This is a genomic window from Proteiniclasticum ruminis, from assembly GCF_900115135.1.
Taxonomy (GTDB): Bacteria; Bacillota; Clostridia; order Clostridiales; family Clostridiaceae; genus Proteiniclasticum; species Proteiniclasticum ruminis_A.
The window spans coordinates 389,694-413,372 of sequence record NZ_FOVK01000001.1; the positions used below are offsets into that span (position 1 = coordinate 389,694).

The window sequence follows — 23,679 nt, forward strand, 5'->3', positions numbered from 1 at the left end:
GCTCCTTTCTAACAAAATACACCTAATACATGAACCGGAATGTTCAAGGTTTCCTGAAGATCTTTGAGGTGCTCTTTCCTCAGCGTCACCAGCAGGGCACATGCAGGTCCGCAGGATCGATGAAGTAGAGGCTCCATTCCTTCTGCCGGGAGAAGCTGGATCTTTGAAGCTCTTTCCACAAGCGCGATTTCATGCGCCATCCCTTTAGACCCTCCTGGCACCACTTCCCTGACATAAGGCAACTCTCGGAGAGACTTCACGTGATGGAGGGTGAGGGATTTTTCTTTTTCAGTCGTAAGGACCTCTTCTCCATACATCGCGTTACCCACCATAACCGCTAAATCCTCTGCCTCTGTTTTTTTCAGTGGCCAATACCTCTTTCTTATTCTTCCCACAATGGTAACGCCCAGGCCAGTGACTGAAACCCGGAAGTTTTCTTCTGTGCTGCCTGTGAGTGCGATAGAATGCCGGGGATCATATTCCTTCAGAAGAAACTCTATCCCACGAATCATTTCAGCCCCTGAGGGCTCCATCTCCACTGACAGTGTGTTGGATAGTAGAATTGGTTCTCCATAGACACAGAGAAGCTCCATCAGCGCAACTTTTGCAGTATGATAGCCCACAATAAAAGGTGATGTTCTGACCACATCATGAGGTTTATCCCCTATGCCTCCTGCACTGTCGCAGGATACCGCCAATAAGTAGTCTTCATGGACATCCACTAGAGTAAGGTCCCGCCATTTCATAAGCTCCCCTCCTTCAGATTCCTCTTTAGAAGAAGATTCCATAAGAGAACCGCCCCAAGAATGTTCACAGCCGAAGCTGCGCTAAGGGGAGCGAGCAGGCTGAAAAACATCCATTTCCCATGAAAGGGCAGGCCCATGAAGCTGGAAACCACCGAGAGAATCAGTAGGGATACTGGTCCATTGAGAAAAATCCCAGCAGCTGTTGCAAGGACTCGATGCCCATTTTGATACAGCACCCCGAACACTTGAACCGTCCCCATCATCAGAAGGGATATCAGGACATGAAGAGGGAAAGACAACGGAAACCCACTGAGAAGGGCAGTGAAGAAGTGTCCTAAAGCACCTACAGCACCTCCATAGAAAGGCCCAAGAAGGATTGCGCCCAGAAAAGCGGGAAGAGCATCCAGGGCGATGGTTCCCTGAAGCTTCAAAAAAGCCCCTAAGTAGGAAAGTGCAATAAGAAGACCTGCTAGCGCGATATGCTTAGGTGTATTAACGACAGATCGGGTTTTCATTCTGATTCCTCCATTTTCTTAAGTGTTCCACCATGGACTGTACTATCCCACTGCAGCTCCGTAAGTGGATATGCACATAAGAACCGTAGCAGTTATTTTTCTTCTGACCTGTACGATATATTTCATCCCGGCTGCCATAATGTTTTACGCATAAGAACTTCTGTTCTTTCTCTTCTTGACCGACCCACCGGGAATGATGAAACTCATGGCCCTTCATCTCATAAGAACCGATGCGGATGCTTGTGTAGCCGAACCGCTGCAGTGTATCTGTCATTTCACAGGCTCCTTCGAAAAAACCCACCATTTCATGGAAGGTCCCGTCCTTGTCTCTGATGCCCTCAGTCAGGTACATGTACCCACCACACTCGGCGAAAGCTGGCATTCCCTGTCCCAGCTTCCTACGGATTTCTTCCCGGAGGCTGCTGTTCTCCACAAGCTCCCGCAGATGAAGCTCTGGAAACCCACCTCCAAAATACAGACCATCCAACTGCTCTGGTAACCGCTTGTCTCTTAGAGGACTGAAGGGAATCAGCTGAACTCCTTTTTGTCTCAGCTGTTCCAGATTATCCTCGTAATAGAAGCTGAACGCTTCATCCTCTGCGATACCGAGCCTGAGCAGATCCTTCTTCTGTTTTTTCTCCTCTATGGGATGCTCTGCCTTGATAGAGTCCGGTTCTTTTTCGGTCAGATTCAGAAGATCTGTAAGGTTCAGATGCTTCTCCATAAAACGGCCCATGTTTCTGATCTTTTCGCTGATTCCACGCTCGTAAAGGGGATCAAGCTGAAGACCCAAGTGCCTGGACTGAAATTCCATGACAGGATCCTCTGGCAGGTATCCAAGACAGGGAACCCCCGTTTTCTCCACGATGCTGCTTTCGATGAGCTCATAATGCCGGGCAGAAGACACGCGGTTCAAGATAACCCCTCTGAGATTCACATCCTGATCAAACTCTTTTATGCCCAGTACCACCGCTGCCGCAGTTTTTGACATGGCCTTGGCATCCAGAACCAGAATCACCGGAATGGACAAGAGCTTCGCAACAGATGCGGTGCTTCCTTCCATGGACTTGATCCCGCTGCCGTCATAAAGACCCATGACGCCTTCCACCACAGAAACATCACTTCGTTCACTGGCTTTCTGGTATGCATTGTAAATGCCCTCTTTCCCCATCATAAAAAGATCCAGATTATGACTGACCTTTCCTGATGCCTTTTTCTGAAAAGACGGATCAATGTAATCCGGCCCAATCTTAAAGGGCTGTACGGAGAATCCCCGCTCTTTCAGTGCGGATAAAATCCCCATGGTTACCGCAGTTTTCCCAGAACTGCTTGAAATGGCAGCAATGACCATATGATGCATGCTTTTCCCTCCTTGCAAAAAAAAAAAATAACACACGGGAAATCCGTGTGTTTTCAGGCAAAATAAAAACGCACAAACTTCCCTCCGAAGCTCTCGCAGTATCCATACAACAAGGCAGGTCTCCTGACTTACAGATCTCTTTACTCTCTTCCCCTTCCCGGATCAAAGATCCAGTGGGTATTGAAGATTTCATCCCTGTACACAGTAGCGGGGGCTGTAGAGGAATCTAACCTCTTTCCCTTTTAAGCTTTTGCTGCTACACAAAAGCACCTCATGTATTATTCAGTTGATTGATTATGTCCAGTATAGAATATCACGATATGAAATGTCAAAGGAAAAATAGAAGAAAAAACTCATGATACTGCCATCCTCTTCCATATTTCCTTTAGACTCATGGCGTCTCATCCATATTTTTCATGATTATCTGTATTCCAATATATCTCCAGGTTGGCACTCCAGGGCTTTACAGATGGCTTCCAATGTGGAAAATCTGATGGCTTTGGCTTTTCCGGTTTTCAGATTGGAAACATTGGCTAAGGTGATCCCCACCTTTTCAGAAAGTTCCGTGACGCTCATTTTCCTTTTGGCAAGCATCACATCCAGATTCACAATAATTGGCATAGATTTCCCCCTCCTTACACAGTGAGATCATTTTCTTCTTTGATTTCCAGCGCTTTTCTCAGAAGCTCCTCCAAAATACCTGCAATAAGACCAATCATCATAGAGGCCAGCATGATCAGGATCCCCAAGAGGCCGATTCCTGGACTGAGATCCACAAGCTGCATCAGCACCAAAAACCCAATAAAATACATCACCGTAATGAGAAAAGCGGATCTTTTGATGTTCTTGAGATGATTCACAGACTTGAGTGAAAAAGCATCGTTGATTGCCACTCTTCTGCTGAGCTTCAGTCCTTCCACGATGGCAAAGAGAAATGGGAGTACCGTAAGATAAATGCCAAAAAGAAGCGGATATCTGAGATAGGCATACTCCGGTGCATCTTCCGCAAAAAATGCTGCGGTATCGGGAAGCCAGAAAACACAGAGAAGCAGGATGCATAAGGTGATAAACAATACACCAATCTGGAACAGGGGAATACTCATTCTTTTCATTTGGATACCTCACTTTTTCCTTTATGAACATATCTTATCACATTATTTATTGTTAATCAATAAATAATTATCGAATAAAAGAGAGGGATTTCTCCCTCTCCGATTCCGACTCAGCGTAGCTGACACTGCTTACATGTCAATAATATGAAAATCACCATGAGATTATGCCATGGCTACAGCAGTATCCAGTGCAATCTTCATCATTTCATTGAATGTCTCCTGTCTCTCCTGGGCTGTGGTCTCTTCACCTGTGATAAGGCTGTCAGAGACCGTAAGAAGGGTCAATGCATTCACACCAGCCAAAGCAGCCTCTGTGTATAGTGCAGCCGCTTCCATCTCAACTCCCAGTGTTCCAGCATCCATGAAAAGTTTTGTTGCACCTGTTGTATCATAAAAAATGTCAGAGCTTAATACATTGCCTACATGAACATCTATGCCTAGTCCTTTTGCACTCTCATGGGCCTTATAAAGAAGTTCAAAACTTGCAGTGGCAGCAAAGTCCATGCCTCTAAAACGGTTCTTGTTGATGGATGAGGTTGTGGATGCTGAGCTTGCAAGAATCACATCTCTGATCTTCACATGCTCCTGCATAGCGCCACAGCTGCCCACTCTCATAAGATTCTTTACCCCATACTCATGAATCAGTTCATGCACATAGATGGAGATGGATGGTATGCCCATTCCAGTACCCATGACAGATACTTCCACCCCTTTATATGTTCCAGTAAAACCAAGCATTCCCCGTACTTCGTTGAACTGTTTCGGATTCTCCAGGAATGTTTCTGCAATGTATTTTGCACGAAGCGGATCTCCTGGAAGCAGTATTGTTTTTGCGATATCGCCTTTTTTAGCACCAATATGTGTTGACATTGGTTTCCCTCCATATTTCCATATTTTTACAGAGAATACAGATTCAAGCTGCATCATCTGTAAGTATCCACTACTATTTTAACATGTTCAGAAGAAAAAAGTGAGTAGTACCAAAAAATCTTGATTCTCAAGGAATCAGAACACCCATTCAGGAACATTCGTTTGATTTCAAGCCTTTTCCATGCTATAATAGGCTTAAAATCAGTTTGGGGTGAACTTATGAAAAAAGGCCAAGAAAAAAAAGAAATGGTATATGAGTATCTACTTTCCTTTACAGAGGCTAAGGGATATCCACCATCTGTCCGAGAAATCTGCAGTGCGCTTGATATTAAGTCCACATCCTCTGTGCACTCCTATCTCAATCAGTTGGAGTCAGACGGCAAAATTGAGAGGGATCCAACAAAACCTCGTGCGTTGATGATACCTGAACTTATCAACAAGAGCATCGAAATGGTCCCAATCCCCATGGTGGGCAAGATTACCGCAGGAGAGCCCGTCCTTGCCGTTGAAAACGTTGAAGATTATTTCCAGATGCCGCTAAAATTTGTGAAGCACGATAACGACCTCTTCATTCTGAGGGTGGAGGGAGAAAGCATGATAGAAGCTGGAATCCACAATGGCGACTTTGCCATCATCGAGAAAGCCAGCAGCGCAAAAAACGGAGATATCGTAGTGGCAATGATCGGCAGTGACGCCACCATCAAGAGATATTTCAAAGAAAAAAATCATGTAAGGCTTCAGCCGGAAAACTCCAGCATGGCACCGATCATTGTCATGGAATGTGAAATCCTCGGCAAGTTGGTAGGCCTCTACAGAAAATATTAAAGTAAAACGCCTGGCAGAAATTATTCTGCCAGGCGTTTATTCAGTTATGATTCTTCATCAATATATCCTTTATCCAGTTTTTCCTGATTCATGATGACTTTCAGCACTTTGATTCTTTTTCCAGCCATTTGCTGTACTTTGAATTCATGCCCTTGGTAATAAACGGAATCTCCCTTTTTGGGGACACGTCCCAGTCTTTCAATGACATATCCACCAATGGAGTCCGCATTCTCGGATTCTATCTCAAAACCAAGACTGTCATTAAAATCATCAATGGAGACCAGAGCATCCACCAAATAGATATTGTCTGTGACTTTATTGATGTACTCGTCCATCACATCATGCTCATCATAAATGTTTCCGACAATCTCCTCCAGGATATCCTCGATGGTCACTATCCCTGAAAATCCACCGTACTCATCCAGCAGTATAGCCATTTGAGCATTGGCCACCTGCATTTCTTTAAAAAGATCATCAATATACTTGTTCTCCGGTGCAAAATAGGGCTTCCGCAGAATCTCTTCGATACTGCCGGGTTTTCCTTTATTGACCAGTTCACGGAATAAGTCTTTGATATAGAGAATGCCAATGACATTGTCCACTTCATCCAGATAGAAGGGGATTCTGGAGTAATTGCCGTTGGTGACCTTTGCAATGACATTATGGGTGGGCTCTGAGATCTCAATCATTTCCACTTCTGTTCTTGGCGTCATGATTTCTCGTGCAAGCTTATTGTCAAATTCAAAAATCCCATCCAGCATATCACGTTCAGTCTCATTGATGACCCCTTTCTCTTTTCCAACTTCAATGATGGAGCGTATCTCTTCCAGAGACACATTTTCCTCCAGCTTATCCGTATGAATCCCGAAAAGTCTCGCAAACAGGCTGGTAGAAAAAGAAAGAAGCATCACAAAAGGTTTGAGGATCATGGCGACAAAGCCGATGATTGGCACCATGGTCATGGCAATTTTCTCCGAGTTCTGAAGAGCGATGCGTTTTGGTAACAGTTCACCAAAAACCAGAGTGAAATATGCTAGAACAATTGTAATAAGAACAATTGCCACCTGCTGATTGATTCTGATGCTGATAGAAGCAAAGAGCATTGTCACTTCTTGTGCAATTCCTGTGGCCGCCTGGGCGGATGCCAGGAATCCGGCGAGGGTAATCCCAACTTGAATGGTCGAAAGAAAATCACTGGGTCTTTCGAGTATTTTCTGCAGCTTCAGCGCTCTGGGATTTCCTTTGTCCGCCTCCACGCCAATCCGGACCTTGTTGGCAGACACCATGGCCATTTCAGCCATCGCAAAAAAAGCATTGACAAATATAAGCAAAACAATGGTTAACAACTGGGGACCTAAATCACTTTCCATACATTCATTCTAGGCAGTAAGCCTATTCTCTTCTCCTTTTAATATAGATTTCTTGAAATAAACTGATTTCATTATAGCATAAGTTCTCGAGAATCTATAGGATTCTTGAGAGAGCAATGAGTACACCAATCTTTCCATGATCAAAACTCAGACCGCCCTGGAAATATGCTGTGTAGGGTTCTCTGATCGGAGCATCACAGGACAGCTCAATGGAAGCGCCCTGTATAAAGGCTCCTGCCGCCATGATGACCTGGTCTTTATACCCAGGCATGTCCCAAGGCTCGCAGCTTGCATTGGAGTCTATGGGGGCTCCATATTGGATTCCCTTGACAAAATCAATGAGCTTCTCCTTGTTTCTGAAGGTGATGGCCTGTACGATATCCGTTCGCTTCACTTCAGCTCTAGGATGCACTTCAAATCCTGCCAGTTCTAAAAGCTTTGCTGTATAGACTGCAGTTTTCAGAGCTTCCATGGAAATCTGAGGTGCAAGGAAAAGGCCCTGGAAGAATGTACGCATTACACCGAATGTTGATCCACATTCCCCTCCCAGTCCTGGCACAGTCAGTCTGTAAGAAGCCAAATCCACAAGTTCTGTTTTACCTGCAACATATCCGCCCGTAGGAGATATGCCCCCTCCCGCATTCTTGATGAGCGATCCGGCAACGATATCTGCTCCTACTTCAATGGGTTCACGTTCTTCAATGAACTCCCCATAACAGTTGTCCACAAAGATGATTACCTCTGGAAATTCCTTTCTGATCTCTCCAATGGCTTTACCAATCTCTTCGATGGTAAAACTGTTTCTGTCCGCATATCCTTTACTTCTCTGGATATGAAGCATCTTCACCGATGTATCTTTTTTCAGATACTCCAGGACTTGATCCACTTGAATGGCATTGTCCTTCAGTTCAATTTCCGCATACTGGACGCCAAAATCATAAAGTGAACCTGTATTTTCATCTTCTTCTGTCTGTCCGATGCCTATGACTCCATGAATGGTGTCATAGGGTCTGCCGGTGATCGCAAGAAGGGTGTCTCCAGGTCTCAATATGCCATAGAGCACGCAGGATATGGCATGGGTGCCACTGACAAACTGCGGTCTCACCAAAGCTTTCTCTGCTTTGAAAATCCTTGCATACACCAGATCCAGCGTATCTCTGCCGATATCCCCATATCCATATCCTGTGGTGTTTGTGAAATGATAATCGCTGATTTTCTCATCCTGAAATGCTTTGAGCACCTTAAACTGGTTATATTCCCGAATATCCTCATACTCTTTAAAGAGAGGCGTCACAGCTTCCATGGCCTTCTCATGAAGGTCAAGAGCCTTTTCACTGATGTTGTATTCTTTCATGAGATACTCTTTTGATTTATAATACATGGTTTACTTCCTTTCAATGTCCTACTATTTATACAATCAATTTATCATTATAGCACAAAGTCGCTGGCTTTCAAATGTTCCGGTTTCTTCGAAAAAAAAGCACCTGTCCCTAAAGACAGGTCTTTTCACGTTCTATTCTTCCTCATCCAGAATCAGGATGGGTTTCAGTGGTGTGATGGTGGTAACCGCATGTTTATAGACAAGCATCTGTTTGTCTTCGGTCTCCAGTACAATCACATAATTGTCAAATCCCCGTACCACGCCTTTCAGCTGAAATCCATTCACCAGATGGATGGTCACTGTCATTTTGGTTTTTCTTGCCCCATTTAAGAAAACATCCTGAAAATTATTGATGGCTTTGCTCACTGATACTCCCCCCACTTTATCTTTTTCATAGTTATTATATATGATTCTTTCATTATAATACAGTTTTTGAAAATGTACTACTCTCTTCCGGATTTTTCTAGAATCTCTATGATTTCTTCATCGGAATACTTGTCCTTTGACAGTTCTTCCGCATATTTCTCATTTCTGAACCATGTGAGCTGCCTTTTGGCATAATTTCTGGATCTCATTTTCACAAGATCCACCGCGCCCTCCAACGTAAGAATCCCATCCAGATAAGACAGGATTTCCTTGTATCCGATCCCTTGCATCGAAACATGGGAAGAGGTCAGTCCACTCTTCTGTAAACTTATCACCTCTTCCAAAAGGCCCTTTCTCATCATCACTTCTACTCTCTCATCAATGGCCTCATAAAGCTTCTGTCTGTCTTTATTGAGATAGAAGTAATGAATCTCATATTCCTTTCTCAATCCGCGGTCATCTTTGAAGCTGGAAAAAGGTCTTCCAGTGAGATGATATACCTCAAGAGCCCGCACAACACGTTTCACGTTATTGGGATGGATGGCGGTGGCAGCCTCCAAGTCCACTTTTTTCAACTTCTCATGAAGATAGAGAGGACCATTTTCCCTTGCTTCCTCTTCCAGTTCCTTCCTGAGTGCAGCATCACTGCCGCCTTCTGTGAAAGAAAGGTTCTTGATGACAGCATCAATATAGAGTCCTGTACCCCCTACAAGAATGGCAGGTTTGCCTCGTTTATGGATGTCTTGGATGGCTTCCTCGGCGAGATCTTTATAATCTGACACCGTGAACGCATCAAAAGGCGATACCACATCAATGAGGTGATGGGGCACTCTTTCCATTTCCTCTTTGGTGGCCTTCGCAGAGCCAATGTCCATCCCTTTATAGATCTGCATGGAATCACAGGATACAATCTCTCCTTGCAGCCTTTCAGCCACCTGAAGGGATATTTCTGTTTTTCCAACACCCGTGGGACCTGAAATGATTACTATTTTTCTCATACAATTCTCCTGAACATCTTTTGCATGTCTTTCTCCGTAAGTTTCACAAGGGTCGGTCTTCCATGAGGACAAGAGAAAGGTTCCTCGATGAACCGCAATGTTTCAATCAGATGCCGCATTTCTTCCATGGTAAGCTCCTCATATGCTTTAATCGAGGCTTTACAGGCTGCCGTTGCGATTCTTAAATACTTCACTTCCTCTTTGCTCCCTTTTCCCAGGTTTCTGATGTTATCCAGAATCTCATGGAAATACGGTGCCGCTTCTGTTTTTCCCAGAAAAATAGGCACCTCCCGGATGGCAACACTCCGGTCACCAAACTCTTCCAGCAGGAAACCAGCTTCCTTCAGAACTTCTTTGTTTTCAAGGTACAGCTGATAGTCATCCATGGAAAGATCAAGAATCTCGGGAATCAGAAGCCCCTGGGCAGCCACATGACCCTTTTTGATTTCTTCCATATATTTCTCAAAGTTTATTTTCTCATGGGCTGCATGCTGATCGAAGATGTACAGCTCATCCTGGATTTCTGTGAGAATATAGGTGGCTCTGAACTGTCCGATGATCCTTGGCATCGGGAATTTCGCGGTGGGGTTCACTGTATATTCTTCGCTGCGCACAACAGGAACATCCTCTGCCTTTAAAGCCTCATAGGGCTCCCTGATCAAAGAATCCTGCTGCCGTAATGTACTTTCTCTCCTCATGGCATCCAATGCTTTCCGATCTTCTTCGATTTTCATCACCCTTGGATCCTTTTTGAGATCTACCGGTATGTCTATGCGCACCGGCCCTGTCTCTGGCTGCCTCAGCTGCTCATACCTGTCAGGTTCTTCTTCCTGAATTTTAAAGGTTTCCTGAAGCCCTTCGCGAAGAGACTGATGTATGGTTCCGAAAACACTTTTGAACATATGGGCATCATCTTCAAACTTTATTTCTGCCTTCTGTGGATGAATATTCACATCGATGAGCTCAGGGAAGATTCCAATGTTAATGACAAAAAAAGGAAACCGGCTTACTGTGGCAAATGATTTGAATGCCTTTTCCGCCGCAGTGGTGATGACTTTAGACTGCACCAGCCTTTTATTGACAAAAATGGTCTCATGAGCCCTTGAACCTCTCGAGATTTCTTCATGTCCGATGAACCCGAAGATACTGAAGGAATCAAAATGATTCTCAAAGTAAAAAACATGATCATGGACTTTCTTGCTGTATACTTGCCGGATCACATCTTTCTGGTTCCCCGTACCGTAGGTTCTCAGCATCTCCTTCCCATCTACAACCAAAAAGAAAGAAATGGAAGGATGAGCCATAGAAATCTTTGAAACAATCTCGGAAATGATGGCTCCTTCTCTGGATGGGGTTTTCAAAAACTTCTTTCTTGCGGGCACATTGTAAAATAGATCCCTTATTTCCATGAGTGTTCCCTGGTCCATAGAAGAATACTTCTCATACCGAATCTCCCCACCTTCGATGAGGATTTCCCTGCCATCCTGCTCTTTGGTCTTGGACCTGGTGAGGATTTTCGATACAGAAGCTATGCTCGAGAGTGCTTCTCCACGAAACCCCATGGTGTGGATGGAAAACAGATCATCTGCTGTTCTGATTTTACTGGTAGCATGTGGAAGAAAGGCATTTCTAAGGTCCTCCTCCAATATGCCTTCCCCGTTATCTACAATCTTAATCAGTTCTTCTCCACCCGACTGAATCTCCACATAAATCTCCGTCGCACCGGCATCAATGGAGTTTTCCACCAGCTCTTTCACTACAGAAGCGGGTCGTTCCACCACTTCTCCTGCTGCGATTTTATTAAAAGTATCTTTAGTTAGAAGATTGATCTTCCCCATCAGTTCACGTCCTTTGCTTCCTGGTTCAGTTCATAAAGAATACGCTGTGCATCCAAGGGACTCATGGACAAAACATCGAGACTTCTCAGCTTTTCCAGCACCTGATCTTTCTCGAAATCAAATATCCCCATCTGAAGGATCCCGGGATCTTCTTTCACCTTCTGTGTAGCCTTTGTTGTCTTTTTCTCTTTTTTCTCCAGCTTTGCCAGAATCTCTTTCGCTCTTGCAAGAAGGTTCTTTGGAAGCCCCGCAAGCCTTGCCACTTCTATACCATAAGATTCATCCGCGCCTCCAGGCACAATCTTTCTGAGAAACGCGATGTTTTTTCCCACCTCTTTCACGAGTACGGAGTAGTTCCTGATGCCATAGAGTTCATCTTCCAAAGCTGTAAGTTCATGATAATGCGTGGCAAAAAGTGTTTTTGCTCCCTGAATCTCACTGAGAATGTGCTCAATGACGGCCCATGCGATGGAAAGTCCATCATATGTGCTGGTCCCTCTCCCCACTTCGTCCAGAATAATGAGGGAGCTTTCAGTAGCATGCAGGAGAATATCCGACACCTCACTCATCTCCACCATAAAGGTGGACTTTCCGCCTGCCAAATCGTCTGATGCGCCAATTCGCGTGAAGATCCGGTCACAGATGGGTAGACTCGCTTCTTTTGCAGGCACAAAAGACCCAATCTGTGCCATGAGACTCATCAGCGCCGTCTGTCTCATATAGGTGGACTTACCGGCCATATTCGGACCCGTGATGATGAGAAACCGTTCTTTGTCCCCATCCATATACAGGTCATTGGACACAAACTCCCCTTTTTTCATCATCTGCTCCACCACTGGATGTCGTCCTTCTAGGATTCTAATTTTCCCATCTTCATTGATCTGCGGTTTGACATAGCCATTATTTCGGGCCACTTTGGCCAGGCACTGATAACAATCCAGATCCGCAATGATTCTTGCCGTCTGCTTAAGACGCTCAATCTCATTTTCCACTTTTTCTCTGATGTCCTGAAATACCGTATACTCAAGATCTGCGAGCTTTTCTTCCGCCCCTAAAATCTTATCTTCAATGTCTTTCAGCTCCTGTGTGATGAATCTCTCCGCATTTGCCAAGGTCTGTTTTCTGATATAGCGGCCTTCCGGAATACTGCTGTAGTTGGATTTTGAAATTTCAATGTAATATCCAAACACCTTGTTGTATCCAACCTTCAGGCTTTTGATGCCTGTGAAATCACGTTCTTTCTGCTCCATTTCAGCAATGTATCTTTTTCCATTCTGTTTGAGATTCCGCAGCTCCTCAATCTCCTTATGATAACTGCTCTTGATGACACCACCCTCTTTTAAGGCAAGTGGGGCATCTTCTTCAATACTGTCTTCTAAAAGCTTATGAACATCTGAAAGCACGTCAAACTTTCTCGAAAGCCGTGAAAGTTCACCGTAATCCACCTGTTTCAGGAGGCTCTCCACCATAGGAAGCTTCCCAAGAGACCTCTTTAAGGTCACCATTTCTTTAGGATTCACGGACTTGAGCGCAATCTTGGAGACAATCCGTTCAATATCAAAAACACCTTTCAGTGCCTCTCTCATATCCTCCAACAGGTTCAGATTCTGATAAAATGCCTCCACAGCATCCAGACGCTTCACCACAAGCTCTTTGTTCAGTAGAGGAGCTTCGATCCATCTTCTCAGATTTCTCGAACCCATGGCGGTTTCTGTTTCATCTAGAACCCACAGAAGGCTTCCCTTCTTGCCTTTATCCACGATATTCTCTGTAAGTTCCAGGTTCCTTTTCGTATTGATATCTAACGCCATGGAATCTTCTGTGTTATAGATCTCCAAATGCGTGATATTGGTTAATGCAGTTTTCTGTGTTTCCTCCAGATATTGAAGCAAAAGAGCAGATGCGGAAGCTACCACACGATTGTATCCTCCGGATAAACTCTTGAAATAGTTCTGCACACTGCCTTTTTCCAAAGAATCATCGAGTTCTCTCAGATTCACCAGGACATTCCATTTTTTCTGAAGCTCTTCCCCCAGAGAAGCCTCTGTGACAATCACTTCCTTTGGTGTGAACTTGCTCATCTCATTGTGAAGCGAGGAAAGGTTTTGTGGAACATAGGTCCCTTGAAACTCTCCTGTGGAGAGATCGCAGAACGCTACCCCATACCACTCCTCATGAGATGTTACTGCCATCACATAATTATTTCTTTTATTGTCCACGAAATTTTCATCCAGAAGTGTTCCTGGGGTAACAATTCGGATCACATCTCTTTTGACAATTCCCTTGGCCTCTTTCGGATCCTCCACCTGCTCACAGATTCCAACTTTATATCCTTTCTGAATGAGTTTTCCAATATAGCCTGCTGCTGCGTGATAAGGAATCCCACACATGGGGGCTCGCTCTTCCAGACCACAGTCTCTACCTGTCAGGACTAGCTCCAGCTCCTTGGATGCAGTCTCTGCATCCTCAAAAAACATCTCATAGAAGTCTCCCAGTCTATAAAAAAGAATACAGTCCTTATACTGCTCTTTGATTGTAAAATACTGCTGCATCATTGGGGTCAAAGCCATTTTTTATTCCTCCGTTAAGAAAAAAGTCCGGTGTTTTTTCTGTATTTATCATCGAACCTGATTTGTATTTGCCAGTCTGTATACTTCATTATACTAAAAAGCCTTTGAAAAATATAATAAGAATCTGGAGAATTGACATATCCGTACCTTCTCCAGATTCTTACACCTTACTGAACCAGTTCTCCCATCAAACTGAAGGATCTAGCTTTGGTAATTTTCACTTGAACCAGTTTTCCCACAAGGACCTCATCTCCAGGGAAGTTTACCGTTTTTCCTGTCCGTGTTCTGCCCTGAAGGTATTCATCGTTGTTCTTGCTCTTTCCCTCCACCAGAATCTCAACCACCTGATCCTGGTAACTCTTGTTGATTTCTATGGAGTTCTTATTGACCGCCTCCACAAGCCGATTGAATCTTTCATGTTTCACATCTTCAGGCACCTGTTCTTTCATCCTGTCTGCAGGGGTATATTTTCTTCTGGAATAGATGAACGTATAGGCTGAGTCATATTTCACTTCTTCCACAAGCTTCAGTGTTTCCATAAAGTCTTCTTCGGTCTCTCCTGGGAATCCGATGATGATATCCGTAGTCAACGCAACTCCAGGAATGGCCTCTTTGATTTTCTTCACGATATCCAGATAATTTTCTCTTGTGTAGTTTCTGTTCATCCGTTTCAGCAGCGCAGTGGAACCGCTCTGCACCGGCAGATGAATCTGCTCTACCACTTTTTCACAGTCTCTCACCGCTTCAATGACATCCTCTTTCAGATCCTTGGGGTGTGGAGACATGAACCGGATTCTTTCTAGCCCCTCCACCTCATTGACCATTCTAAGCAGTTCAGAAAAAGTGACTTTTTCCTGCAGATTGTATCCATAGGAATTCACATTTTGACCCAAAAGGGTCACTTCTTTATATCCCTTGGATACAAGATCTCTGACTTCAGAAAGAATATCCTGAGGTTTTCTGGAACGCTCTCTTCCACGCACATAGGGAACCACGCAGAAAGTGCAGAAATTATCGCAGCCATACGTGATGGTCACAAACGCTTTTACACTTGAATCTCTTACAATCGGGATCCCTTCAACAATTTCTGTTTCTTTTTCGTAGATTTCACAAATCTGAGCATTCTCCGTTCTGGCTCTTTCCAGATACTCAGGGAACTTATGGGCATTATGGGTACCAAAGACAATATCCACATGCTTATACTTTCTTAAAATCTCTTCCGGCATTCCTTTTTGCTGCATCATACAACCGCAGACCGCAAGGATCATATCTGGATTCTCACGCTTCAGCGCTTTTAAAGCACCGATATTCCCATACACTTTCAGTTCTGCATTTTCACGCACTGCGCAGGTATTGAAAATGATCACATCCGCTTTATTTCTGAACATGGTGGACTCATACCCCATGCTTCGGAGCATTCCTGCAAGTTTCTCGGAATCTTCCTCATTCATCTGGCATCCCCAGGTTTCAATCAGGTATTTCTTGCTCAAATCTATATTCCCCTTTTCTATTTTCATACATCAAAAAGAACTTTTTCTTTCATAAGAATCGTTCTCTGCTTAACACAACAGTTCTATTATAGCTAAAATAGCAATTAAATAAAAGTAGTCTAGACATATCCCATGAATTCATAAATGGTCAACAAATCCAATAATAATTCGCTAAATTACATTAAATTGTAGCACGGTATGACTTTTTGTTAATATATTGTCATTATTGATTGGATTAGTGAAAACGTTTATACTGGTTCTGTAACAAAATTGGGGGGGTGTTGTGATGAACGTGGAATTTTCAGAAAGAGCAAACCGGATCAAAGCTTCAGAAATCAGGGAACTGCTGAAATTGACCGCACGACCAGAAATCATATCATTTGCAGGAGGACTTCCTGCTGCAGAGCTTTTTCCTTTGGAATCACTTGCTGAAATCAGTAAAGAGGTGATTCTTCAGGAAGGAAAAACAGCATTGCAGTATAGTACCACCGAGGGATTCAATGATTTAAGGGAAGTTATTCTAAAGCAAAGACTGGCAAAGGTGGGCATCTTTGCTACTTTAGATGAAATTTTCATCACATCCGGTTCTCAACAGGCACTGGATTTCACAGGAAAACTTCTCATCAATGAAGGCGATCAGGTAATTGTAGAGTCTCCCACCTATCTGGGTGCACTCAATGCTTTCTTGGCTTATGCTCCTTCCTATGTGGAGATTCCATTAGAAGAGGATGGCATGGATCTGGATTTGTTAGAAGAACATCTGAAAAGTGGATTAAAAGCGAAATTCCTGTATACCATACCAGATTTCCAGAATCCGTCCGGAATTACGATGTCTCTGGAAAAAAGAAAACGGCTTCTGAGCCTTGCAAACCAGTATGATCTCATTGTCATTGAAGATGCGCCATACGCGGAGCTTGTCCTTGAAGGAGATCAACTTCCTCCGCTAAAATCTATGGATACTGAAGGACGTGTTATTTATCTTGGCACCTTCTCCAAGACATTTACACCTGGACTTAGAATCGGCTGGGTTGTGGGACATCCAAAAATCATCCACAAATTTATACAGATCAAACAAGGTTCAGATCTTCAGACTTCGTCATTGGACCAAAGAATTGCGGCCCGGTATATGCTGCAGTATAATCTGGATGAGCACATTGAGCTGATCAAGAAGGTGTATAAAAATAGAAGAGATGTGATGATAAATGCAATGAGAGCATCCTTTCATAAAGACATCACTTTTACAGACTCAAAAGGCGGATTGTTCACTTGGGTGAGAGTAAAAGAGACCATGGATACGAAACTCATCATGGAGGAGGCATTGGCGAGAAATGTCGCTTTTGTGCCCGGTGCATCTTTTTTTGCCAGTGGAGACAAGAAAAATTATATGCGCCTCAATTATTCTTGCATGCCAGAGGAAATGATCGAAATTGGCATCAGAAGGCTGGCAGAAGTACTTAATAAATACTACTGATTCCTGTATAATAAATAAAAAAAGAATGGAGATCAAAACATGAACTTATCAAATAGAATCAACGAGATGAAGTTTTCTCCCATCCGTAAGCTATCCCCTTACGCTCAGGCAGCCCGCAAAAAGGGGCTGAAGGTTCTGGGTCTTAATATTGGACAGCCTGACATTGAAACTCCACCACAGTTTATGGAGACCATTAAGAAATATGATGAAAAGGTGCTTAAATATTCCGAATCCAGAGGTGAAGCCGTACTACTCGAATCATTTATCCGGTACTATAAAGATTATGGTATTGAATTTACAGAGGAGAACCTCATCATCACCAATGGAGGATCAGAAGCTCTTCAGTTTGCGCTGTTCTCTCTTCTGAACCCTGATGAGGAAGTGCTCATTCCAGAACCTTTCTACACCAACTACTCTTCCTTCACAGATATCGTAGGCTGCAAAGTTCGAGCGATTACAACCTACGGTGATGATGGATTCCATTTACCAAAGATGGAAACGATGGAAAGTCTCATTACAGAGAAAACAAGAGCCATCCTTATCTCAAGCCCATCCAATCCTACGGGTACCATATACACCAAAGAAGAAATCCGTATGCTTGCAGATCTTTGTTTAAAATATGATCTGTATCTCATTTCAGATGAGGTCTATCGAGAGTTTGTCTATGATGGTCTTGAAGTCCACTCACCAATGGATATTCCAGAAATTGAGGACCGCGTAGTGCTTATAGACTCTATCAGCAAGCGCTACAGTGCATGCGGTGCAAGAATTGGGCTTGTGGCTTCCCGAAACAAAGCCATCATCCAAGCTATGATGAAACTTGCTCAGTCAAGGCTTTGTGCCCCAACACTGGAACAGGTAGCAGCGGCTGCACTTTACGAAACTCCAAAGTCCTATTTCGAGGCCGTAAAAAAAGAGTATCAGGAACGAAGAGACATTCTTTTCGAAGGCATTTCCAAGATTCCTCAGGTAAAAGTCAAGAAACCGACAGGTGCCTTCTATATGATGATAGAGCTTCCCATCGACAACGCAGAAGACTTCTGTATGTGGATACTGGAAAAGTTCAGCTACAAAAACACTACCATTATGATGGCCCCTGCCGAAGGTTTCTATCTCACAAAAGGACTCGGTGTAAAAGAAGTGCGACTTTCCTACTGTATTAACCAGGAAGACCTCTCTCTTGCTGTGGAGATCTTAAAACTGGCTATTGAAGAATATAATAAAAAATAAAACAACAGACGGTCAAATTGACCGTCTGTTATTTTATGTAATATAACCATGTGCAAGTGCTCTTTTCTTCCTGAAAGCCTGAAGAAAGATAAAGCTCTTTGGCTCTGAAATTGTCCTCATTGACATCCAGATAAATCTCCTGAATATCAAGATCTTTTGCCCTAGACAGGATTGCATTGAGAAAATCTCTGGATCTTCCTTTTCCTCTATAGTCCGGTGCAATACCAAAGTTTACAAGAAAATAGCAGTCCTCCTGCCGATTGATCTGGCCATAGCCCACATATTGATCTTCTTCTACCAGAAAAAAACTGAGTTCAGGGATGTAGGTTCTCTTGGAGATTTCAAGAAGAACATCCGTAACGGACAACGGCACCCGATACTTGTTATCAAATATCTGATTCTGCAGTTCCACCCTGGCTTTCACATCTTCTATCTGAAATCTCTTTATTTCGACCTCCCGCGAAATTTGCGGCGGGGGATCCAGTTTTCTTTTCATCCTCAGAAGTCCTTTTCTGTATGTGAATCCCATCTGTGTCAATAGTATATGGTTTTCTTCATTGTCTATGGTGGTGTATTCAAACTGATGGATGTCCAAATGAAGGGGAAGAGATTCCAAAAAAGCATCCATTGCCTGAGCCAGCGGTTCTGTCTTTAACTCTGCAAACAACTTTAATGGAACAATACTTCTCATTTTCACATTATAATTTCTTGTTTCTGACCAGAGAATCATTACAGGATCGTCATGACAGCAGATGATTCTTGTTCCAGAACGGTACTGTATCTTATTGAATAAAGAACTCTTCATATATCTATCATAAAGATTCTCATTCAATTCATTGAACTCTCTGCATTTGAGCAGTTCTTTTTTATAATATTGAAGATCCTTGGCACGAAGTGGTAACGCTTTATACATACTTCAACTCCTTGCTTGTAAGAATTCTTTACTGAAGTATGATAATTATATCATAGCTTGTAAAACATATGCTATCATTCGACACACTTAATGTCATGGTAATCGAAGTAAGGTCATCTTCAGCAGCGCTCTCGCTGCAAAGGTAAGGCAAAGTTAAAGGAGATTTTTCGGATACTTTGTTTAAAATGCTGTGTGGAGTCTTACCTTAAGCATTTTATATAGAGCCACCGCAATGAATCCTCCAGCCATGGCCGTGAGAAGCTGAGGCACCCCCATGGCAACTGCAAGTTTTGCTTTTACTGGTTCTGGGATTCCAATGGCAAAGAGATCAATCAGCCGGGTAGCACTGACGAAAAGGAAAATGAACTTCAGTACACTCGCCAGCATAAATCCAATGAATTCTCCAGATTTCCGGTTCTTAAGCAGAGCAAAAATACAGCTGTAAAGAAGATTGCCTGCTGCAATAAAAGGAATGAATGGTGCCATGGGTGCTGCAAGAACACCAGAAAAAAATGCTAATACAGGTGTCAAAACGCCAATGAGAATTGCCCATTTTAACCCCGCAAAATATACCGTAAGAAGCAAAATAGCATTCACCATAGGCCCAACAAAAAATTGATTGATCTGTGGAATATTCTTACCCAAAATCTGAATAAGGACTGCTAAAGTCAAAAACAAAGCACTGAAAATCATGTTTCTGGTTTCTTTTTTTACGTTCATTTTCTTTCCTCCCATACCCTAATGATAACATTTTAACATGATTCAGGAAGAAAATCCTGCGAAACTAAAAAAACCCCGGAAAAACCGGGGTTTTGAGTTAGAAATCTTAAGATTCAATTGCCTTAATGCTTAAAGATACCTTCTTGTTTTCTTCTGAAGAATCAAGAATCTTTACCTTGATGGTTTCACCAATGGTCAGCACTTCTGAAGGAGATTCTACTCTCTGATGAGAAAGCTGTGAAATATGTGCAAGTCCATCCACGCCAGGTTCCAGCTCAATGAATGCACCAAAGTCTGTAAATCTGACAACCTTGCCTAATACGACGCTTCCTTCAGGGTACTTCTCTTCAATTCTTGTCCATGGATTTTCCTGAAGAGCCTTCAAGCTGAGTGAAAGTCTCTTCTTCTCGTTGTCAAGAGCGATGATCTTCACCTTCAGCTCATCTCCAACCTTCAGAACATCACTTGGCTTTCCAACTTTTCCGTAGGAAATTTCAGAAACATGAAGAAGTCCATCAACACCGTTTACGTTGACAAATGCACCGAAATCGGTAAGTCTCTCCACATGCCCTTCCAGTACCTGTCCTACTTCAAAGCTCTCCCAAGCACTTGCTTCCTGAGCAATTCTGTCTTCCTGAAGCTTCTTTCTTCTGGACGCAACCACTCTTGTTGTGCCTCTCTTTTCTTCAATCTCAATGACATTGACATCCAGATCCTGATCCTTGTAAACAGAAAGATCATTTACTGAGTGCAGTTCAAGATGTGAGGCAGGGATAAAGACTCTCTGTCCTAGGTAAGTAGCCACTACACCACCCTTAACAGCATCCTTCACCTTGACTTTGACAGTCTCATTGTTTTCGTGGGCTGCTCTAAGGTCTCTAATCGCTTCTTCTCTGTGCATTTCTACCATGGAAAGGATAAAGAAGGAATCATTTTCCTGTGGTCTTCTGATAACCTTAGCTTCAATTTCCTGACCAAGTTCAAGAACTTCTGTCAGATTTCCTTCAGAATCTACGGTAGCTTCTTCAATGACAAGCTTACCATCATGGCTGGCTCCTACAAGTGCTACTATAGCTTCTTTATCGTCTAGCTGGATGATTTTTCCTTTGATGATCTGGCCAATTCTCACTGGCTTGTCATAAAGATCCATCAGATCCTGCATTGACATTTCATTTTCATTGTTTTCGATGTTTTGATTATCCATCATAAGTTTTCCATTGCCTCCTTAATTATCCATTCTGGTGTGGATGCACCCGCAGTGATCCCTACTCTCACTGCATTTTTAATTTTTTCTTTGATTTCGTCCAATTCTCCTGCATTTTCAATATGGAAAGTCATTGGACAGTTTTTTTTGCATATTTCGTAGAGTTTTGTGGTATTAGAACTGGTATATCCTCCGATGACAATCATAGCATCCACTTCCTTGGAAATCTCTTCAGCAGACTTTTGTCTGTCCTCTGTTGCTTTGCAAATGGTATTGAAAGCAACAAACTCTTTGGCAGTTTCAGCAATATTTGTAATCAGCTTCACCCAGTTCGATTGTTTTTCCGTAGTTTGAGCAACTACGCAGATTTTACCTTTCATCGGAAAATCAATTTCTCCACTTTTAGTGATATAAGCACTGTTATTACAGTATCCGTTGATCCCGACGACTTCTGGATGGTGTTCATCGCCAAGAATTACAATCTTATACCCTTTATCATGGTGCAATTTGACTTTCTTCTGAATATTTATCACATAAGGGCAGGTCAGATCCACAATGGAAACCCCTTGCTCCTTAAGCTCATCATAGACCGCCATGGCAACGCCATGTGTTCTAATTATGACCGTATCTTCCTTCATCAGACTTGGAATGTCTTCCATTGAAATCTCATGAATTCCTTTATTTGCAAGTTTTTGTGTCACGTCCTTGTTATGAATCAATGGCCCCAGCGTGACTACTCTACCTTGAGGACTCACGAAATCAAAGGACTGCTTTACTGCACGTTCTACGCCAAAACAAAATCCAGAGTTATTGGCTCTAATAATTTCTCTCATTTTGCTCCTTTTATAATCACCGTACTCTTGACAATATGAATTATATCATAAATAGACAAGTGATAAAAAGTCTTTCAACATATATTCATAATTTTATTCGAAACTTGCGAATAAATTTCAACGTATCTAAACATTACCTTCCATATTATACTCTATTTCATGAAAATTAGCTACAAATTCTATAGAGTACAATGAGATTCTCTTTCATTTCTCCCATTGACTATACTCTGCCAGACCCTGTTAGATCCGGTCTTAAAGACTTCGCTTTCCGGAGATATACCGAAGTCCCTGGCGCTGACGCCTCATAATGTATCATGACTCGAATGCACAATCCTAAAGCCCCTTTTACATCCATTTCCTGAAAATGAAGGATTGGCACATCTGTGATGCCAAGTTCTTCTCTCAGGTATTTTCCGGGATATGCAGAACAAATATCTTTAGTTGCTGTAAAAAGAACCGAAACCATTTTTTCTGGTATCAGACTATTTTTCGCGATGAGTTCACGCATGAGTTCAACGGTCGCTTCCTTTATTTGTATCGGTGTATCGGTATCAATCGTAGTCGCACCTCTGATCGCAATCATAAGGAATCACCTGCCAGAAAACCTGTCGAGAAAGCAATTTGAAGGTTGAATCCACCCGTAACAGCATCCACATCGATCATTTCTCCTGCGAAAGAGAGATTGTCTATGACTTTTGATTTCATGGTACTTGGATCGATCTCCTTTGTCACCACACCACCCCTGGTGATAATGGCTTCATTTATGGATTTTGTTCCTACCACTGTCAGCGGGATATTTTTCAGCACCCTGACAAGATTCAGACGTTCCCCTTTTGTAATGCTGTTGCATTTCTTCTCCGGATCAATACCAGACTGTTCGACAATAAAAGGAATCAGTTTTGAGGGCAGTAAATCTGTCAATGCATTTCTGAAATCTTTGTTCTGATACTTCAGGAAATCTCTTTGAAGTCTCTGATCCAATGCACTCTCATGAAGTCCTGGTTTCAGATCAATCAGACCTTCCACATGACCCGGTTTATAAAAAGCGGATGCAGAAAGCACCAGAGGCCCACTGATTCCAAAATGAGTGAACAGCATTTCTCCAATATCCGTAAATACTTCTTTATTCTGCACCTTCAGCGTAAATCTTACATTCTTAAGGCTTAGCCCCTGAAGATCTTTCACGAAAGTTTCCTTTGTTACCAATGGAATCAGTGAAGGAGTCATTGGATACACGGAATGTCCCATGCTGGCGGATATATTCTGAAGGGTTCCATCTGATCCAGTACCAAAATAAGAACACCCGCCACCAGCGAAGACATACCAATCCCCAGTTATACTGCCTTTAGTTGTGACAAGCTTCAGAATTCTGTTCCTTTCCAGAATGACATCTTTTACCAAGGTATGGTACTGCACTTCCACCTGTTTTTTTAATAGTTCTCTCCGAAGCACGTCAATCACATCAGAGGATTTATCAGATTCCGGAAACACCCGATGGCCTCGCTCCACTTTCAGAACCAGCCCCCGTTCTCTAAAAAAATCCATCAGCTGTACATTGGTGTACGAATACAATGCGCTATAAAGAAACTCAGGGTTTCTAGGAATATTTTCAAAGAACTCAGAAATATCCTTTTCATTGGTAATATTGCATCTTCCTTTTCCAGTGATAAAAAGTTTTTTCCCGATTCTATCATTTCTTTCCAGCAAAATCACCTGATGACCATTTTCAGCAGCTCGAATGGATGCCATTACGCCTGCAGGGCCACCACCAACAACTATTACTCTCATATATTATCCTCACATATTCTTCCGTATTCCGGAATATCTTCATCCATTATGATAAAGAAAGGCTTGCAATAATGCAAGC

General features: G+C 42.9%; 20 protein-coding genes, 1 pseudogene and 1 riboswitch. Of the genes and pseudogenes, 3 read left to right on the forward strand and 18 right to left on the reverse strand.

Features of this window, described 5'->3' with window-relative positions:
- Positions 1-8 precede the first annotated feature (8 nt).
- The 6 genes from BM243_RS01790 to deoD form a co-directional block, all read right to left on the reverse strand.
- On the reverse strand, positions 9-746 hold the full coding sequence (locus BM243_RS01790) for an AIR synthase related protein (protein WP_083422547.1): 738 nt from the start codon (positions 744-746) through the stop codon (positions 9-11).
- Positions 743-1,261 (reverse strand): ECF transporter S component, encoded by a 519-nt coding sequence (locus tag BM243_RS01795; RefSeq protein WP_074909569.1) that lies wholly within the window; start codon positions 1,259-1,261, stop codon positions 743-745. Before BM243_RS01795 ends, BM243_RS01790 begins: the two co-directional genes overlap by 4 nt.
- The gene (locus BM243_RS01800) at positions 1,239-2,621 is read right to left on the reverse strand and encodes a cobyrinic acid a,c-diamide synthase CobB (RefSeq protein ID WP_074909572.1); all 1,383 of its coding nucleotides are present in this window, start codon (positions 2,619-2,621) and stop codon (positions 1,239-1,241) included. The genes BM243_RS01795 and BM243_RS01800 overlap by 23 nt, the downstream gene beginning before the upstream one ends.
- Positions 2,622-2,717: 96 nt before the next feature.
- Positions 2,718-2,910, reverse strand: a riboswitch (cobalamin riboswitch).
- Between the two features lie 131 nt (positions 2,911-3,041).
- Complete coding sequence (locus BM243_RS01805; protein WP_074909574.1) at positions 3,042-3,242, reverse strand: helix-turn-helix domain-containing protein; 201 nt, start codon at positions 3,240-3,242, stop codon at positions 3,042-3,044.
- Positions 3,243-3,256: 14 nt separating this feature from the next.
- Positions 3,257-3,733, reverse strand: a complete 477-nt coding sequence (locus tag BM243_RS01810) for a DUF2975 domain-containing protein (RefSeq protein ID WP_074909577.1) — start codon at positions 3,731-3,733, stop codon at positions 3,257-3,259.
- 162 nt (positions 3,734-3,895) lie between these two features.
- Entirely contained in the window at positions 3,896-4,603 is a 708-nt protein-coding gene (gene deoD / locus BM243_RS01815; protein ID WP_031576290.1) for a purine-nucleoside phosphorylase, read from the reverse strand.
- A gap of 219 nt (positions 4,604-4,822) precedes the next feature.
- On the opposite strand from deoD, the gene lexA reads away from it, so the two are divergent.
- Positions 4,823-5,428, forward strand: a complete 606-nt coding sequence (gene lexA, locus BM243_RS01820) for a transcriptional repressor LexA (protein ID WP_074909580.1) — start codon at positions 4,823-4,825, stop codon at positions 5,426-5,428.
- 44 nt (positions 5,429-5,472) lie between these two features.
- On the opposite strand, the gene BM243_RS01825 is transcribed toward lexA, so the two are convergent.
- The 7 genes from BM243_RS01825 to miaB all read right to left on the reverse strand — a co-directional run bounded on the left by BM243_RS01825 (position 5,473) and on the right by miaB (position 15,468).
- The gene (locus BM243_RS01825) at positions 5,473-6,798 is read right to left on the reverse strand and encodes a hemolysin family protein (RefSeq protein WP_074909583.1); all 1,326 of its coding nucleotides are present in this window, start codon (positions 6,796-6,798) and stop codon (positions 5,473-5,475) included.
- A gap of 94 nt (positions 6,799-6,892) precedes the next feature.
- Positions 6,893-8,179, reverse strand: coding sequence for a methionine gamma-lyase family protein (locus BM243_RS01830; RefSeq protein WP_074909585.1), 1,287 nt, complete (start codon positions 8,177-8,179; stop codon positions 6,893-6,895).
- A 132-nt stretch (positions 8,180-8,311) separates the two neighbouring features.
- Positions 8,312-8,545, reverse strand: a complete 234-nt coding sequence (gene hfq, locus BM243_RS01835) for an RNA chaperone Hfq (protein WP_074909588.1) — start codon at positions 8,543-8,545, stop codon at positions 8,312-8,314.
- A 77-nt stretch (positions 8,546-8,622) separates the two neighbouring features.
- Positions 8,623-9,543: a tRNA (adenosine(37)-N6)-dimethylallyltransferase MiaA gene (miaA, locus tag BM243_RS01840; protein ID WP_074909590.1), complete on the reverse strand. Its 921-nt coding sequence runs from the start codon at positions 9,541-9,543 to the stop codon at positions 8,623-8,625.
- Positions 9,540-11,381 carry a DNA mismatch repair endonuclease MutL gene (gene mutL / locus BM243_RS01845; RefSeq protein WP_074909592.1) on the reverse strand — a complete coding sequence of 614 codons (1,842 nt, stop codon included), beginning with the start codon at positions 11,379-11,381 and terminating at the stop codon, positions 9,540-9,542. Before mutL ends, miaA begins: the two co-directional genes overlap by 4 nt.
- Complete coding sequence (mutS, locus tag BM243_RS01850; protein WP_074909594.1) at positions 11,381-13,951, reverse strand: DNA mismatch repair protein MutS; 2,571 nt, start codon at positions 13,949-13,951, stop codon at positions 11,381-11,383. Before mutS ends, mutL begins: the two co-directional genes overlap by 1 nt.
- A gap of 167 nt (positions 13,952-14,118) precedes the next feature.
- Positions 14,119-15,468: a tRNA (N6-isopentenyl adenosine(37)-C2)-methylthiotransferase MiaB gene (miaB, locus tag BM243_RS01855; RefSeq protein WP_074909595.1), complete on the reverse strand. Its 1,350-nt coding sequence runs from the start codon at positions 15,466-15,468 to the stop codon at positions 14,119-14,121.
- Positions 15,469-15,727: 259 nt separating this feature from the next.
- Between miaB and BM243_RS01860 the strand changes: the two genes are divergently transcribed.
- Positions 15,728-16,912: an aminotransferase-like domain-containing protein gene (locus tag BM243_RS01860; RefSeq protein WP_074909598.1), complete on the forward strand. Its 1,185-nt coding sequence runs from the start codon at positions 15,728-15,730 to the stop codon at positions 16,910-16,912.
- Between the two features lie 39 nt (positions 16,913-16,951).
- On the forward strand, positions 16,952-18,142 hold the full coding sequence (locus BM243_RS01865; RefSeq protein ID WP_074909601.1) for a pyridoxal phosphate-dependent aminotransferase: 1,191 nt from the start codon (positions 16,952-16,954) through the stop codon (positions 18,140-18,142).
- Positions 18,143-18,170: 28 nt separating this feature from the next.
- On the opposite strand, the gene BM243_RS01870 is transcribed toward BM243_RS01865, so the two are convergent.
- The 5 genes and pseudogenes from BM243_RS01870 to BM243_RS01890 all read right to left on the reverse strand — a co-directional run bounded on the left by BM243_RS01870 (position 18,171) and on the right by BM243_RS01890 (position 23,600).
- A complete protein-coding gene (locus BM243_RS01870; protein ID WP_074909603.1) occupies positions 18,171-19,055 on the reverse strand; it encodes a GNAT family N-acetyltransferase in 885 nt (294 codons plus the stop codon).
- Between the two features lie 180 nt (positions 19,056-19,235).
- The gene (locus BM243_RS01875; RefSeq protein ID WP_074909607.1) at positions 19,236-19,775 is read right to left on the reverse strand and encodes an ECF transporter S component; all 540 of its coding nucleotides are present in this window, start codon (positions 19,773-19,775) and stop codon (positions 19,236-19,238) included.
- A 106-nt stretch (positions 19,776-19,881) separates the two neighbouring features.
- A pseudogene (locus BM243_RS15175) lies at positions 19,882-21,812 on the reverse strand (bifunctional 4-hydroxy-3-methylbut-2-enyl diphosphate reductase/30S ribosomal protein S1).
- Between the two features lie 220 nt (positions 21,813-22,032).
- On the reverse strand, positions 22,033-22,395 hold the full coding sequence (aroH, locus tag BM243_RS01885) for a chorismate mutase (protein WP_074909610.1): 363 nt from the start codon (positions 22,393-22,395) through the stop codon (positions 22,033-22,035).
- Positions 22,392-23,600 carry a BaiN/RdsA family NAD(P)/FAD-dependent oxidoreductase gene (locus tag BM243_RS01890; protein WP_074909613.1) on the reverse strand — a complete coding sequence of 403 codons (1,209 nt, stop codon included), beginning with the start codon at positions 23,598-23,600 and terminating at the stop codon, positions 22,392-22,394. Before BM243_RS01890 ends, aroH begins: the two co-directional genes overlap by 4 nt.
- Positions 23,601-23,679: the final 79 nt, after the last annotated feature.